General features: G+C 63.5%; 13 protein-coding genes. 7 read left to right on the top strand and 6 right to left on the bottom strand.

What is annotated here, in order from left to right; all coding sequences use genetic code 11:
* Positions 1 to 6 precede the first annotated feature (6 nt).
* The 4 genes from F1002_RS12880 to F1002_RS21020 form a co-directional block, all read right to left on the bottom strand.
* Entirely contained in the window at positions 7 to 1,086 is a 1,080-nt protein-coding gene (locus F1002_RS12880) for an AAA family ATPase (RefSeq protein ID WP_150429451.1), read from the bottom strand.
* 11 nt (positions 1,087 to 1,097) lie between these two features.
* Positions 1,098 to 2,645 carry a DUF5691 domain-containing protein gene (locus tag F1002_RS12885; RefSeq protein ID WP_150429452.1) on the bottom strand — a complete coding sequence of 516 codons (1,548 nt, stop codon included), beginning with the start codon at positions 2,643 to 2,645 and terminating at the stop codon, positions 1,098 to 1,100.
* On the bottom strand, positions 2,642 to 3,970 hold the full coding sequence (locus F1002_RS12890; protein ID WP_223879588.1) for an SWIM zinc finger family protein: 1,329 nt from the start codon (positions 3,968 to 3,970) through the stop codon (positions 2,642 to 2,644). Before F1002_RS12890 ends, F1002_RS12885 begins: the two co-directional genes overlap by 4 nt.
* Positions 3,971 to 4,114: 144 nt before the next feature.
* Entirely contained in the window at positions 4,115 to 4,273 is a 159-nt protein-coding gene (locus F1002_RS21020) for a hypothetical protein (protein WP_191090396.1), read from the bottom strand.
* Here F1002_RS21020 and purM point away from each other — a divergent pair.
* The 3 genes from purM to F1002_RS12905 all read left to right on the top strand — a co-directional run bounded on the left by purM (position 4,272) and on the right by F1002_RS12905 (position 7,122).
* On the top strand, positions 4,272 to 5,312 hold the full coding sequence (purM, locus tag F1002_RS12895) for a phosphoribosylformylglycinamidine cyclo-ligase (RefSeq protein WP_150429453.1): 1,041 nt from the start codon (positions 4,272 to 4,274) through the stop codon (positions 5,310 to 5,312). The two genes, F1002_RS21020 and purM, sit on opposite strands and share 2 nt — an antisense overlap.
* A 40-nt stretch (positions 5,313 to 5,352) precedes the next feature.
* On the top strand, positions 5,353 to 5,913 hold the full coding sequence (locus tag F1002_RS12900) for a septal ring lytic transglycosylase RlpA family protein (RefSeq protein ID WP_191090397.1): 561 nt from the start codon (positions 5,353 to 5,355) through the stop codon (positions 5,911 to 5,913).
* 81 nt (positions 5,914 to 5,994) lie between these two features.
* Positions 5,995 to 7,122: a PleD family two-component system response regulator gene (locus tag F1002_RS12905; RefSeq protein ID WP_191090398.1), complete on the top strand. Its 1,128-nt coding sequence runs from the start codon at positions 5,995 to 5,997 to the stop codon at positions 7,120 to 7,122.
* Here F1002_RS12905 and miaA read toward each other — a convergent pair.
* Both miaA and mutL read right to left on the bottom strand, forming a co-directional pair.
* Entirely contained in the window at positions 7,112 to 8,056 is a 945-nt protein-coding gene (miaA, locus tag F1002_RS12910) for a tRNA (adenosine(37)-N6)-dimethylallyltransferase MiaA (RefSeq protein ID WP_150429605.1), read from the bottom strand. The two genes, F1002_RS12905 and miaA, sit on opposite strands and share 11 nt — an antisense overlap.
* Before the next feature lie 74 nt (positions 8,057 to 8,130).
* A complete protein-coding gene (gene mutL, locus F1002_RS12915) occupies positions 8,131 to 9,966 on the bottom strand; it encodes a DNA mismatch repair endonuclease MutL (RefSeq protein ID WP_150429456.1) in 1,836 nt (611 codons plus the stop codon).
* 59 nt (positions 9,967 to 10,025) lie between these two features.
* Between mutL and F1002_RS12920 the strand changes: the two genes are divergently transcribed.
* The 4 genes from F1002_RS12920 (at position 10,026) to purN (ending at position 13,294) form a co-directional block, all read left to right on the top strand.
* Positions 10,026 to 11,219 carry an ABC transporter substrate-binding protein gene (locus tag F1002_RS12920; RefSeq protein WP_223879589.1) on the top strand — a complete coding sequence of 398 codons (1,194 nt, stop codon included), beginning with the start codon at positions 10,026 to 10,028 and terminating at the stop codon, positions 11,217 to 11,219.
* A gap of 82 nt (positions 11,220 to 11,301) precedes the next feature.
* Positions 11,302 to 11,943 carry a DedA family protein gene (locus tag F1002_RS12925; protein WP_150429457.1) on the top strand — a complete coding sequence of 214 codons (642 nt, stop codon included), beginning with the start codon at positions 11,302 to 11,304 and terminating at the stop codon, positions 11,941 to 11,943.
* Positions 11,943 to 12,650, top strand: coding sequence for a hypothetical protein (locus F1002_RS12930; protein ID WP_150429458.1), 708 nt, complete (start codon positions 11,943 to 11,945; stop codon positions 12,648 to 12,650). The genes F1002_RS12925 and F1002_RS12930 overlap by 1 nt, the downstream gene beginning before the upstream one ends.
* Positions 12,647 to 13,294 (top strand): phosphoribosylglycinamide formyltransferase, encoded by a 648-nt coding sequence (purN, locus tag F1002_RS12935; RefSeq protein WP_150429459.1) that lies wholly within the window; start codon positions 12,647 to 12,649, stop codon positions 13,292 to 13,294. The genes F1002_RS12930 and purN overlap by 4 nt, the downstream gene beginning before the upstream one ends.
* The last annotated feature ends 1 nt before the right edge of the window (position 13,295 follow it).

Below are 13,295 nucleotides of genomic sequence, written 5' to 3' on the forward strand. Positions count from 1 at the left end.
GGCGGCTCAGTTCCGTTCCCGGCAGGCGCGATAGAGATCCTTCCAGTCGCTGCGTTCCTTCATGACCGTTTCCTGGTATTCGCGCCAGACTACTTCGTCTTGCACGGGGTCCTTGACGATGGCGCCGACCAGGCTGGCGGCGATGTCGGCGGCGCGCAACTCGCCGTCCCCGAAATGGCCGGCCAGGGCCATGCCGCTGTTGATGACCGAAATCGCTTCGGCGGTGCTCAGCGTGGCGCTGGAGGTCTTGAGTTTGGTCTTGCCGTCTTCGGTTTGGCCATTGCGCAGTTCGCGGAAAATCTGCACGACCCGGCGGACTTCCTTGAGCGCCGGCGGTTCGCCCGGCAACTGCAGGGCTCGTCCGAGCTCGGCGACGCGCTTGCCGACGATGCTGACCTCCTCTTCCTCGCTCGCCGGCACGGGCAGGATGACGGTATTGAAGCGGCGCTTCAGGGCGCTCGACAATTCGTTGATGCCCTTGTCCCGGTTGTTGGCCGTGGCGATGACGTTGAAGCCGCGCACCGCCTGGGTTTCGATGCCGAGCTCCGGCACCGGCAGCGATTTTTCGGAAAGGATGGTGATCAGGGTGTCCTGCACGTCGGCCGGAATCCGCGTCAGTTCTTCGACGCGGGCGGTTTTACCGCCTTCCATGGCGCGCATCAGCGGGCTGGCTACAAGGGCCGCTTTCGACGGTCCCTTGGCCAGCAGTTCGGCGTAGTTCCAGCCGTAGCGCAACTGTTCCTCGCTGGTGCCGGCCGTGCCCTGGATGAGCAGCGTCGAATCGCCGCTGACGGCGGCTGCCAGGTGTTCGGACACCCACGACTTGGCCGTGCCCGGCACGCCGAAAAGGAGCAGGGCGCGATCGGTGGCCAACGTGGCAATGGCGATTTCCATCAGGCGCCGGTTGCCGATGTACTTGGCGCTGACCTGGAAACCGTTGGCCAGCGTGCAGCCCATCAAGTATTCGGCGACGGCCCAGGGCGAGAGTGCCCAGTTTTCCGGTCGTTCGCGGGTATCCGCCTTCTTCAGTTCTTCCAGTTCCTCGGCGAATTGGTGTTCGGCGTGCTGACGCAGGATTTGGCTCATGGTGGGGTCCGCTATCTGAGAATTTGGTGAAGGGTTTTGCGTTGTTCGACGATGGCCAGGACTTTGGCCAGGGTCTTGCTGAAATATTCAGTTTCCGGGCCGAGCGCCCAAGCGTCGCTGAGCGCGGCGAAGTTGGTCGGCGGGATGAGACAGACGAAGTCGGGCAGGACCTGACAGATTTCGTAAACGCCCCTGCCGATAGAGGCCGGCTGGCTTGCCAGACGGCGGATTTCGGCCAGGATGCGGTCGGCAAAATCCGGCGAGGGCGCTGCTTGCCGCTCCGAGAATTCAGCGAGCAGTCGCGCCAGCAGCAAGCCGCGCGTATGGTTTTGCAACTTGTCGTTCAAGATGGCCAGCCAGTGCCGTTCGCTTTCGTGCGCCGGCAGCAGGGCGAGCAGTTCGAAGATGTCGATCTGCAGTCCCCACGAGCCGCTGTGGGTGATGAATTCGCTGCTCCAGTCCGTCATCGGTTGGCGCAGCAAAGCTTCATGCCAGGCGCGCAGGATGGCCTCGCTCCAGTCGGTTCCGCGAACCCATCCGATCAGTTCGGCCGGCGTCAGGCCGGTACTTTTCTGCCACCAGTCGAGCGGCAGATGGCGCGCGATCTGGTAGAGCCACCAGGCTCGCTCGCCCAGGCTTTCGTTCTTGGCCCGGTTTTCCTCCAGCCCATCTTTCTTCCAGTCGGCGGCGAAGGCTGCCGGCGCTTCCAGGGTGCGCACGGTGCGAAAGAGTTTGCGCTCCTGGCCGATGCAGGCCGCCATCCGCTGCGCCATGCGCTGGCCATAGCGACTCTCCGGCAAGGTCGCCAGCAGGCCGCCGGCGCGCTGGCGAACCTCCTTGCTGCGGTCGCCAAGCAGGCTTTCGAGAAAATCCTCGTCGGCCGGCCCGAGGCGGATACGCATCGCGTCCAGCAGACTGACCCGTTCGCGCGCCTCGATTTGCGAAAACCCTTCCTGCAGCAGTTGGCGCGCCTGCTCGGGATCGTTTCGCCGCAACGATTCGAGTAGCTGCTTGCGTTGTTCCTGGCTACCGTGCTCCCACTGCTCAAGGTCGATGTCGGGCGCGTTGGCGCCGATGGCGTAGGACCAGTCAGGGTTGAGGGCGGCGAGCCAACCGCCGCGCTGGCCGAGCACGGGAAAGAGGGTCGGGCGCAGGTCGCGGTTTTTACCGCCCAGGGTTAGGGCGGGGACGAGCAGCGCCGGGGGTAGGCAGTATCCGCAACTTGCCAGGCGCTGCATGGCTTCACGGCGCAAGCCATCGGGGCCGTCGATAAGAATCTGCTGCAGCGTCGCCAGCAGTTGCGGGTCGTCCGGCGTCCTCGTTTGTTCTGTCGGGCAGGCGGGTGGTGCTGGTGTTTCGGAGCTGGCCGGGGCGTAGCCGGCTGCCGCGCAGATGGCCAGGCTGCCGGCCTGGCGCAAGAGCATACTTTCCTGGTCGCCGCCCTGCCGGGCCAAGGCCTGGAGAAAGGCGCCGAGTTCGCCGCTGCCTTCCAATGGGGGCGGCGGCCGTCGTTCGCAGCCGAGCAGGAGTTGGGAGGACAGTTCGTGCAAGAGTTTCATGTCTCCTCCATGCCCTTTTGCCAGAGAAGCTTTTCCTGCCAGGCGGCGAGGGGGTGCAGGGTGTCGTCTTGCCATTCCCCGAACAGGGTGAGAGGGCGGCCGCCACTAACCGCAAGGAGTTGCCAGCCATCCTCGTCACGCAGATGTAGTTTGAGTTGCCGGTTTTCCGGGTAGCGCAGCAACCAGCCGTGCGTATTGGCTTGCGGCACGCCGCCGTCAATCAACAGGGGTTGCGGCGATTGCCACGGGTTGGCGGCGACGGCTTCGGCCAATTCGGACAGTGCGCGATCAAGGGAAACACTAGGCGGCGTGCCGACGGGCAGCAAGCGGCTGTCGCCGGTTTCCAAGGCACGCAGCGGCCGGTTGCCGGGAAAGAAAGCCAGTTCGCCGTGCAGGCAACTGGCGGTCAGGTAGTTCTGTTCAAAACGCCGGCTACCGTGGGCGAAGTCGAGCAGCAGCGCCGGGCGTTGCGACTGTTGGCCGAGCAGCCAGACGCGGCGTGACCATAGATTGCCCTCTTCGTCGGTGCTTTGCCCGAGGACCAGCCAATCGTCGCGCAGCCGTTCACCGTCGGCCAGTACGTTGTCACGGTCGATGTTGATGCCGAGGGCGCTGCGGACATCCTGCTGGACGCCGGCGGGAAGGCTTTCGAGACGGCGGAAGGCATCGACCAGCAGGCGCAGTTGCCCGAGACCGCCCAGTACCTGGGCCGGCCAAGCTTCATCCCGGCCGACCCGGGCGGCGATCCGGCGCAGGCGAAAGGCCAGACCGGGGAGTTGGGCGTCGATCATGCGCCGGGCCAGGTCCTCCCAGATTGCCGCTTGTCCCGGCAATTGCGCCAGGCCCTGGCGCAGGCGGTCGCCGAGCCAGCGTTCCAGCTCTTCCAGTCCGCCGGCCATGCGTTGACGGCGGCTCTCCTCGCGCCGCGCTGCGGCTTGCGGATCGGGCGGGGCCTCACGTTTTTCGGCAACCCTGATTTCCTGCTTTTCCGCTCGCTGGCGGCGCGAGGCCAGCCATTCGGCGACCCAGGCCGGAGCTGGGGCCGCCGAGAAAATCGAGGCATCCTGCGCCAACAGAAGCAGCAGCGCCAAGCCATGTTTGCAGGGGAATTTGCGACTGGGACAACTGCAGCGGAAAGCAGGCCCCGATTTGTCCACCTGTACCTGGTAGGGCTTGCTGCCGCTACCCTGACATTCGCCCCAGACGGCATGCTCGTCATACTCCAGGCGCGGCCATTTGCCGGGCTGTACCAGGCCCTTGGCTGCCTTGGCCGAAGAGTCGTCGGGCGATAGTTGCAGGACTTCGCCCACGCTAAGCTGCATCATCGAATTCTCGTTGTTCTGGAGAACTGGAATTCTAGGCGTTTGGCATGGCGTGCGGCAATGACCTTCTTGCGGTATGGCGCGTGCCGATCAGGGGACGCTGTATCAGGCAAGGTCTGCCGCTTATTTTGCCGCGTGAAGATGTCTTCAGGTGTCTGCCGCGAATAATTTGCGATTGCCCGGCTTGCTCTGTGCCTTGGCGCAAGGGTGTTGCTTGATCAGATGGCGAGCTATCGCAAGTATCGGGAAGCGTTGCCGTTTCGGGTAAAATACGTTTTTTTTCCGCAGTTTGGCCTTGTCCATCATGACCCAGAATACCTCCCTCTCCTACCGCGATGCCGGCGTCGATATCGATGCCGGCGACGCTCTCGTCGACCGTATCAAGCCCCTGGCCAAGAAGACCCTGCGCGACGGCGTGCTGGGCGGTATCGGCGGCTTCGGCGCGCTGTTCGAAGTGCCTAAGCGCTACAAGGAGCCGGTGCTGGTTTCCGGTACCGATGGCGTCGGCACCAAGCTCAAGCTGGCCTTCGAGCTGAACCGCCACGACACGGTCGGCCAGGATCTGGTCGCCATGAGCGTCAACGATATCCTGGTGCTCGGCGCCGAGTCGCTGTTCTTCCTCGATTACTTCGCCTGCGGCAAGCTGGATGTGGACACCGCAGCTGCCGTGGTCGGCGGCATCGCCAAGGGCTGCGAACTGGCCGGCTGCGCGCTGATCGGCGGCGAAACCGCCGAAATGCCGGGCATGTACCCGGCCGGCGAATACGACCTGGCCGGCTTCGCCGTCGGTGTCGTCGAAAAGTCCAAGGCCATCGACGGCAAGAGCATCCAGCCGGGCGACGTCGTCCTCGGCCTGGCTTCCTCCGGCGCCCACTCCAACGGCTACTCGCTGGTGCGCAAGATCATCGAGCGTTCCAACCCGGACATGAATGCCCCGTTCGACGGCGACCGTTCGCTGGCCGACGTGGTCATGGCGCCGACCCGCATCTACGTCAAGCAGGTGCTGGCCACCATGGAAAAGGTCGCCATCAAGGGCATGGCCCACATCACCGGCGGTGGCCTGCTTGAAAACGTGCCGCGCGTGCTGCCGGAAAACACCGTTGCCGAAATCCAGAAGGCCGCCTGGCCGCGTCCGAAGCTGTTCGACTGGATGCAGAAGGAAGGCAACGTGGACGAGAAGGAAATGCACCGGACCTTCAACTGCGGCATCGGTTTGGTCATCGTTGTTGCTGCCGCCGATGCGAATGCCGCCATGGCCGAACTGAAGGCGCAGGGCGAAGCGGTGTACAACATCGGCGTCATTCGGGCCCGCCAGGGTGACGAAGCGCAGACCGTGGTGGTCTGATATCACGCGGTGGGCCGCGGCAATCGCCTGCGGCCTGCTGTTGTGCCAAGCCCCGTCGACCGTCTGGGCGGCGGGCAAGAAGCAATCGGCCAAGCCGGCAGCAGCCCGGCAGGCCAAGAAGGCAGTACGCAAGCCGGCTGCCTTGCCGGCCGGCGATTTCGGGCCGGCCGACATTATCGACGACGACGGCCAGGGCTTGCGCGGTCAGGCCAGTTTCTACGGCAAGGCCTTTCAGGGGCGCAAGACCTCGACAGGCGAGCGCTTCGACCGCCGCGAATTCACCGCTGCCAGCAATCGTTTTCCCCTCGGCTCACGGGTTGCCGTGCGTCGGATCGACAACGACCGTTGCGCCATCGTCAAGATCAACGACCGTATGCATGCCCGCCACCGCAAGCGGGTGATCGACGTGTCGCATGGCGTAGCGGAATATCTGGGGATGCTGCGTGCCGGGGTCGTTTTCGTTCGGGTTGCGCCGGTCAGGCGCGATGGCTTGTTGGCGGAAGATGCCTGTCGCTCCGCTTTCGAACCCGATACCTCCTGTGTCGATTGCGACGAACCGGCGCAGCGCCTGCCGGATTTTCTCCCATTCACTTCCAATTGATCGCCTGAGCCGTATTTTCAGATTGCATATTTCAATTATGGCAAATGTGCCATAATGATGCCGGATTGTAAGGAGGGCGAGATGGATACCGATTTGCGCGTATTTGTTGTCGACGACGACCCCTTGATGCTGGATGTGCTGAGTTCGACCCTGGCTGGCGTTTGTCGGGTGCAGACCTTCGCGTCGGCGGCGGCATGCCTCGATGCGCTGTCGGTGTCGCGGCCGGATCTCTTCCTGCTCGATGTGACGATGCCGGTGATGGACGGTTTCGCCTTGTGTCGCCGCCTGAAGGACGACTGGGAGACGCAGGATATCCCGGTCGTTTTCGTTTCCGCCAGCGATACGCTGGAAACGCGTCTGCTCTGTTACGAAGCGGGCGGCGAGGATTTTATCCAGAAGCCCTTCGAGTTAGCCGAATTGCTGAGCAAACTCCACGTCGCGGGCCGGATTCTTGCCGAGAAAAAGGCGCTGCGCGAGCAGGCGGGGTATGCCCAGCGGACGGCGATGACGGCCATGGTCAGCATGGGCGAACTGGGTGTCGTGCTGCAGTTTCTGAGCAAGTCGTTCGCCTGCGATTCGCTGGAGGAACTGGCGCTCGCCTTGCTCGAGACGATGCGCCAGTACGATTTGCAATCGGCACTCCAGATGCGCATGGGCGATGAGATGCTGACGCTCAGCGCCAACGGGCGCAACCTGCCGCTGGAGGTTTCGGTGCTCAATCATATCCGGGACAGCGGGCGGATTTTCCAGTTCAAGTCGCGCTGCGTATTCAACTACGGCGGCGTGACCTTGTTGGTCAACAACATGCCGATGGACGATCCGGACCGTTGTGGCCGTATCCGGGACAACGGCGCCTTGCTGGCGGAGGGCGCAGATGCTCGGTTGAAGGCCATCGAGACCGAGGTGCTCGCCAGCCGGCGGCGGGCCGGCATCGAGGATGCGCTGCCGAGACTGTACGGTACGCTGGACGGCGTGCAGAACAATTACCGGCGCAATTGTTTTGAACTGACGCAGGTGATGATCGAGTTTCAGGAGACGCTGACCAAGGCGTTCATTCATCTCGGCTTGTTGGAACGCCAGGAAGAAATGATCAGTGCCATGGCCAACGAGTTCATGCTGCGTGTCGTCGGAACGCAGGATGCCTCGCTGGAAATCGTCGGTCAGCTCGAAGCCTTGGCAGACGACCTGAAGGTTCTGCTCAGGAACTGAGGAAGGCGTCGGTACGCGCGGCGATCCGCTCGGGCATTGCCGGGTCGAGGCAGTCGAAGTGTTCCGCCTCGAAGGAGTTGGTCAGCCAGGTGATCTGCCGCTTGGCCAGCTGCCGGGTGGCAAAGATGCCACGGTCGCGCATTTCGCCTGCAGGCATCAGGCCATCCTGGGCTTCCCAGACCTGGCGATAGCCGACGCAGCGCATCGAAGGCAGTCCGAGATCGAGCGTGTATTTTTCGCGCAGCCGGCGAACCTCTTCATCCAGTCCGGCGTGCAGCATGTCGTCGAAGCGCTGCGCGATGCGCTCGTGCAACACGGCGCGGTCAGAGGGTAGCAGGCCGATGGACAGAAATTCGTAGGGCGGCTTCTGGCTTTCGCTTTCGGCGAGCAGGTCCGACATCTTGCGGCCGCTCAGGGTGCAGATTTCCAGCGCGCGCTGCAGGCGCTGGCTGTCGGTCGGGTGCAGGCGGGCTGCTGTTTCCGGGTCGATGGCGGCAAGCCTGGCATGCATCGCCGGCCAGCCGTTGATCGCTGCTTCGGCGTCGATGGCGGCACGTAGCGCGGCGTCGGCCTGCGGCAGTTCGGCCAGTCCGAGAAGCAATGCCCGGAAGTAGAGCATGGTGCCGCCGACCAGCAGTGGAACCTTGCCGGCTGCAGTGGCTTCGGCCATCGCGGCGAGCGCGTCGTGGCGAAAACGGGCGGCCGAATAGCGCTCCTCCGGCGTGATCAGGTCGATCAGGCGATGGGGGTAGCGGGCCAGCGTCGCGCGGTCCGGCTTGGCCGTACCGACATCCATGTCGATGAAAACCTGCGCCGAGTCGACGCTGATCAATTCGACCGGAAAGCGGTCGGCCAGCGCCATCGAGACGGCAGTCTTGCCCGAGGCGGTCGGGCCCATGATCAGGATGGCAGGAGGATGGCGGCGGGCATTCATGGCGGCGAATGTTAACACGCCGGGGTGCTCGGCCAGCTTTCCCGAGGACTCCCTTGGGCCGAGAACGGCGATGCCTACTGTCCGCGCAGGAAGAGCTTGTCGAGTTGGTCCAGCGTCAGTTCCGTCCAGGTGGGGCGGCCGTGGTTGCACTGGCCGGCTCGCTCGGTTTCCTTCATCTGGCGGAGCAGGGCGTTCATCTCCGGGATGGTGAGCTGGCGGCGGGCGCGTACGGCGCCATGGCAGGCCATGGTGGCGAGCAGTTCGTTGCGGTGGGCGGTGGCCAGCTGGGTGATGCCGTGTTCGCGCAACTCGCTGATCAGCGAGCGGGCAAGGGCCGCCGGATCGCCGGATTGCAGCAGGGCCGGCACGCTGCGCACGCCCAATTGGTTCGGACCGAGCGGAGCGATGTCGAAACCGAGATCGCGCAGGGCCTCGCCATGTTCCTCGACTGCGGCGATGTCGAGCGGATCGGCCGAGAATACGGCCGGAATCAGCAGGTTCTGGGTGGCGATCTGTCGGTTGTCGAACGCCGTCTTCAGCTTTTCGTAGAGGATGCGCTCATGCGCGGCATGCATGTCGATCAGGATCAGGCCGCGGGCGTTCTGGGCGAGAACGTAAATACCGTGCAGCTGGGCCAGCGCATAGCCAAGCGGCGGCGCTTCCGGGCTGGCGGTTCCGGATGGTACGAACTGCGGCAGGGTATCCGGATGCGGGGGCGGGTTCTGGCTGATGTTTTGGGCGGCGCGGGCAAAGGCGAGGTAGGCAGCGGCAGCCGGCTCGGCGACACCGAGGCTGGCCTGGCGCGGCGCTTCGTTGGGCGGTTCGTAGGGCGGTGTCCAGGTCGGGCGCGAGGCGGCGCTTGACGAAGCATTCTCCTCGGCGGCGATGCCTTGTGCCGGGAGCGGGGGGCGCGGCGAGGTATCGGCCTGAACCGGCGCCGCCAGCGTGCGCTGGATGGCGTGGAAGACGAATTGATGCACGGCGCGCGAATCGCGGAAGCGGACTTCGGTCTTGGCGGGATGCACATTGACGTCGACCAGTGCCGGGTCGATGTTCACGAACAGGCAGACGGCCGGCTGGCGGCTGCCGTGCAGGACGTCGCGGTAGGCTTCGCGCAGGGCGTGGCCGATGATCTTGTCGCGCACGAAGCGGCCGTTGACGAAGACGTACTGGCCATCCTTGGCATCGGTGGCGCGAGTCGGATCGATGGCGAAGCCGGCCAGCGTCAGTGGGCCGGAAGCGGCTTCAATATGGCGGGCGGCGCCGATGAATTCCTCGCCGAGGATGTCGGCGATGCGCCGGCCGGGGTCGGCCGGGGCCAGCTGGAACAGACTGCGGCCGTTGTGCGTCAGGCTGATCGCGACATCGGGTCGGGTCAGTGCCAAGCGGCGCACGGCGTCGGCGCAATGGGCGAATTCGGTGCTTTCGGACTTCAGGAACTTGCGCCGGGCCGGGGTGTTGAAATACAGGTCACGCATCTCGACCACCGTGCCCGCCATCAGGGCCGCCGGTTCCGGTTCGGCGGCTGGCTCGCCACGCAGTTTCCAGGCATGGCTGGCGCCCCGTTCGCGGCTGGTCAGCGTCAGGCGGGCAACCGAGGCGACCGAAGCCAGGGCCTCGCCGCGAAAACCGAGGGTGCCGACCCGTTCGAGGTCGTCGAGACTGGTGATCTTGGAGGTTGCGTGGCGGGTCAGGGCCAGCGCCAGTTGCTCCTTGGCAATGCCGCAGCCATCGTCGGTAATGCGGATCAGCTTGACGCCGCCTTCCTCCAGGTGCACCTGGATGGCCTTGCTGCCGGCATCCAGACTGTTTTCGAGAAGCTCCTTGAGGACGGAAGCGGGTCTTTCGACCACTTCGCCAGCGGCAATCTGGCTGATCAGGAGGTCGGGTAGGCGGGCGATGACGGGCATCCGTGCATTATCCCAGAATCCCCGGTTCGACGGAGATGCGCCACAGGGGAATTGGCCGTATGATCCAGCCCATCGGTCAATTGGAACGGCGCATGCAGGCCTGTTCAAGGGAGGCAACGGTGGCGATTAAACAGTGGGTTGGTCTTTTTTCTCTCCTGGCTATTCTGAGCAGCGGTTTGCGGGCAGAGCCCGGGGTGAGCGATACCGAGATTCTGATCGGCCAGTCGGCGGCGTTTTCGGGGCCCGCCGAGCAGTTGGGCAAGCAGATGGCCGCGGGGGCCAAGGTTTACTTCGATCACGTCAATCAAAACGGTGGTATTCACGGGCGGAAGATCCGCCTGCTGTCGCTCGACGACGGCTACGAGCCTGACCGGGCCAAGGCCAATACCCTGAAGCTGATCAATGCCGAGAAGGTCTTCGCGCTGTTCGGGTATGTGGGTACCCCAACCTCGTTGGCAGCCTTGCCGATCTTCACCGAGGAGAAGGTCCCGTTCTTTGGTGCGTTCACGGGGGCACAGGCCCTTCGCGAGCCGTTCAACCGTTACATCTTCAATGTGCGTGCCGGCTATAACGAGGAAACCGAAGAGATCGTCAATCAGTTGCTGACCCTCTCGTTGAAGCGTATTGCCGTGTTCTACCAGAACGACGCTTATGGCCAGGCGGGCTTGAAAGGGGTGACGGAAGCGCTGGCGCGGCGCAAATTGGCCCCCGTGGTCACGGGAACGGTCGAACGAAACTCGACCGACGTGGCTGCTGCCGTTAAAGCGATCGGCCCGGTAAAAGCCGATGCCGTGATCATGGTCAGTGCCTACAAGAGCGTCAGTGCTTTCGTCAAAGCCATGAAGCGTGAGGGGTTCAATACCCAGTTCCACAACGTTTCCTTCGTCGGCAGCATGGCCTTGGCCAAGGAACTCGGCGCCGACGGCAGTGGCGTGGCGGTCGCCCAGGTGATGCCGTTTCCGTGGCGAGGAACGCTCAGGATTGTTCGCGACTACCAGGAGATGATGAAGAAGGCCGGGAAGGACAACATCGATTTCGTCTCGCTGGAGGGCTATGTCGCAGCCCAGGTCCTGGTTGAGGGACTGCGCCGTACCGGAAAGGACCTGACGCGGGACAAGCTGATCAGCGGCCTTGAAAGCATGAGCAAAACGGATGTGGGCGGTTTTGCGATCAATTTCTCGAAAAGCAGCCACAATGCGTCGTCGTTTGTCGATTTGACGATCATCGGCAAGAACGGAAAGTTCTTTCGCTGAACTTGCCCAGGTGTGAGGTGGCGACAGGTCGATAAAGTCGCCTTCGGGTAAAATCGCGGGACTTTTTACCCGGAGCAGATGCATGGAATTTTTCGCGCAGTTCATCGACATCGTCCTGCATCTCGACAAGCATCTGGCGGTGTTGGTCCAGCAGTACGGACTGTGGATCTACGGCATCCTGTTCTTCATTGTTTTTGCCGAAACCGGCTTTGTCGTGACGCCCTTCCTGCCCGGCGATTCGCTGCTCTTCGTAGCCGGCGCACTGGCCGCACTGGGTGAGGGCGGGATGGACGTGTTCACCCTGATGGCGGTGCTCGTCGTCGCGGCCGTACTCGGCAATACGCTCAATTACCAGATCGGCCGCTTTCTCGGGCCCAAGGTCTTCCACTGGGAGAATTCCCGCTTCTTCAACCGCGATGCGCTGGTCAAGACGCACGCGTTTTACGAGAAGCACGGCGGAAAGACGCTGGTCATTTCACGCTTCCTGCCGCTGTTCCGGACCTTTGCGCCTTTTGTCGCCGGCATCGGCGCCATGAGCTACGCCCGCTTCACCTTGTTCAACCTGATCGGTGCGCTGGGTTGGGTGGTATCGCTATGCCTGGCCGGCTACTGGCTGGGCAACATGCCTTGGGTCAAGGCCAACCTGTCTTGGATCATCATCGGCATCATCATCTCGTCGCTGATTCCGATCGGCTGGGGTTATCTGAAGAGCAAGGAAGCCTGATGCGCGGCCTGGCCGTCCTGCTTGCCCTGGTGCTGGCGGCAGCTTGCTCGACGCGCTTGGGCAAGGACGGTCGTACGGATACCACGGTCGACGTCAAATACCTGGCCAAGACCGAGGTCGATCGCATTGCCGACACCAATCGCGCGGAGGTGGTCGATGGCCTGCTGCTGATTGCCGACAAACTCTACAAGCGCAATCCGAAAGAGTGGCGGAAGGCCGGTCTGCCCAGCCGCGAGGCGGCGCTGGAACGCCTGCGCCATCGCCATACCCAGCGTTGGCCGGAAATGAACGGTTTGCGCGAAGGCCAGGCGGCGGCGCTGGCCTTCACCGAAGCCTACTCGGGCGACCGGGTCGCTGCCCTGGTCCTCGGGCTGTTGACGATGGTCGATGCTGCCTACGAGTACAAGGATGAGTTCTACATCCTCGACAGCCTCAACGAAATGAAGCTCTACAATTCGGCGCGCAACATGGATGTCGCCATCTGGAAACTCGGCCACGACCGCAATGCCGCGGGCGAGTTATTCCTGTTGTCCAACGAGCTCGATCCGGTCAACCGCAATCTGTCCTTCGAGCGTGAATTCGGCCGTGTCATGGGCCTGCTCGATTTCATGGCCAAGATCGTCGCTGACCGTAACGGCCGTGGCTTTTCCCGGCTGACCCAGACCGCGGTCAGCACCATTTTTCTCCCGGTGAGTTTTTTGAAATGAAGAAGATCGTCATCCTGATTTCCGGTCGCGGCAGCAACATGGAGGCCTTGATCGCCGCCCGCGATGCCGGCAATCTGCCCGTCAACCTCGCTGCCGTCATCAGCAACCGGCCCGATGCCAAGGGGCTGGAAACGGCGGCCAAGGCCGGTATCGCCACCCATTACATCGACCACAAGGCTTTTGCCGGCCGCGAAGCCTTCGACGCCGCCCTGGCCGAGTGCATCGACGGCTTCGTGCCGGATCTGGTCGTGCTCGCCGGCTTCATGCGTATCCTCAGCGAAGGTTTCGTGCGCCATTACGAGGGCAGGCTGATGAACATCCACCCCTCCCTTCTGCCTTCCTTCCCCGGTCTGCACACGCACCAGCGGGCGCTGGAAGAGGGGGTGCGCATCCACGGCTGCACCGTGCATTTCGTGACCCCGACGCTGGATCACGGTCCGGTCATCATCCAGGCCGCCGTTCCGGTGCTCGACGGCGACGATGAAGGTGCCCTGTCCGCCCGTGTCCTGCGCCAGGAGCATCTGATCTATCCGCAGGCCGTGCGCTGGTTTGCCGAGGGCAGGCTGACCCTGGACGGCGCTCGGGTTCGGCTGTCGGCCGAACTGGATGACAGGGCCGCCTTCATTTCCCCCCTCCTGCGCTGAC

It is taken from the genome of Dechloromonas sp. CZR5, assembly GCF_008711155.1.
Classification (GTDB): Bacteria; Pseudomonadota; Gammaproteobacteria; order Burkholderiales; family Rhodocyclaceae; genus Azonexus.

Bases quoted from the DNA above. Each gene is read 5' to 3' on its own strand.
- F1002_RS12880 (WP_150429451.1), bottom strand. From the start codon at position 1,086: ATGAGCCAAATCCTGCGTCAGCACGCCGAACACCAATTCGCCGAGGAA.
- F1002_RS12885 (WP_150429452.1), bottom strand. From the start codon at position 2,645: ATGAAACTCTTGCACGAACTGTCCTCCCAACTCCTGCTCGGCTGCGAA.
- F1002_RS12890 (WP_223879588.1), bottom strand. From the start codon at position 3,970: ATGATGCAGCTTAGCGTGGGCGAAGTCCTGCAACTATCGCCCGACGAC.
- purM (WP_150429453.1), top strand. From the start codon at position 4,272: ATGACCCAGAATACCTCCCTCTCCTACCGCGATGCCGGCGTCGATATC.
- F1002_RS21020 (WP_191090396.1), bottom strand. From the start codon at position 4,273: ATGATGGACAAGGCCAAACTGCGGAAAAAAAACGTATTTTACCCGAAA.
- F1002_RS12905 (WP_191090398.1), top strand. From the start codon at position 5,995: ATGGATACCGATTTGCGCGTATTTGTTGTCGACGACGACCCCTTGATG.
- miaA (WP_150429605.1), bottom strand. From the start codon at position 8,056: ATGAATGCCCGCCGCCATCCTCCTGCCATCCTGATCATGGGCCCGACC.
- mutL (WP_150429456.1), bottom strand. From the start codon at position 9,966: ATGCCCGTCATCGCCCGCCTACCCGACCTCCTGATCAGCCAGATTGCC.
- F1002_RS12920 (WP_223879589.1), top strand. From the start codon at position 10,026: ATGATCCAGCCCATCGGTCAATTGGAACGGCGCATGCAGGCCTGTTCA.
- F1002_RS12925 (WP_150429457.1), top strand. From the start codon at position 11,302: ATGGAATTTTTCGCGCAGTTCATCGACATCGTCCTGCATCTCGACAAG.
- F1002_RS12930 (WP_150429458.1), top strand. From the start codon at position 11,943: ATGCGCGGCCTGGCCGTCCTGCTTGCCCTGGTGCTGGCGGCAGCTTGC.
- purN (WP_150429459.1), top strand. From the start codon at position 12,647: ATGAAGAAGATCGTCATCCTGATTTCCGGTCGCGGCAGCAACATGGAG.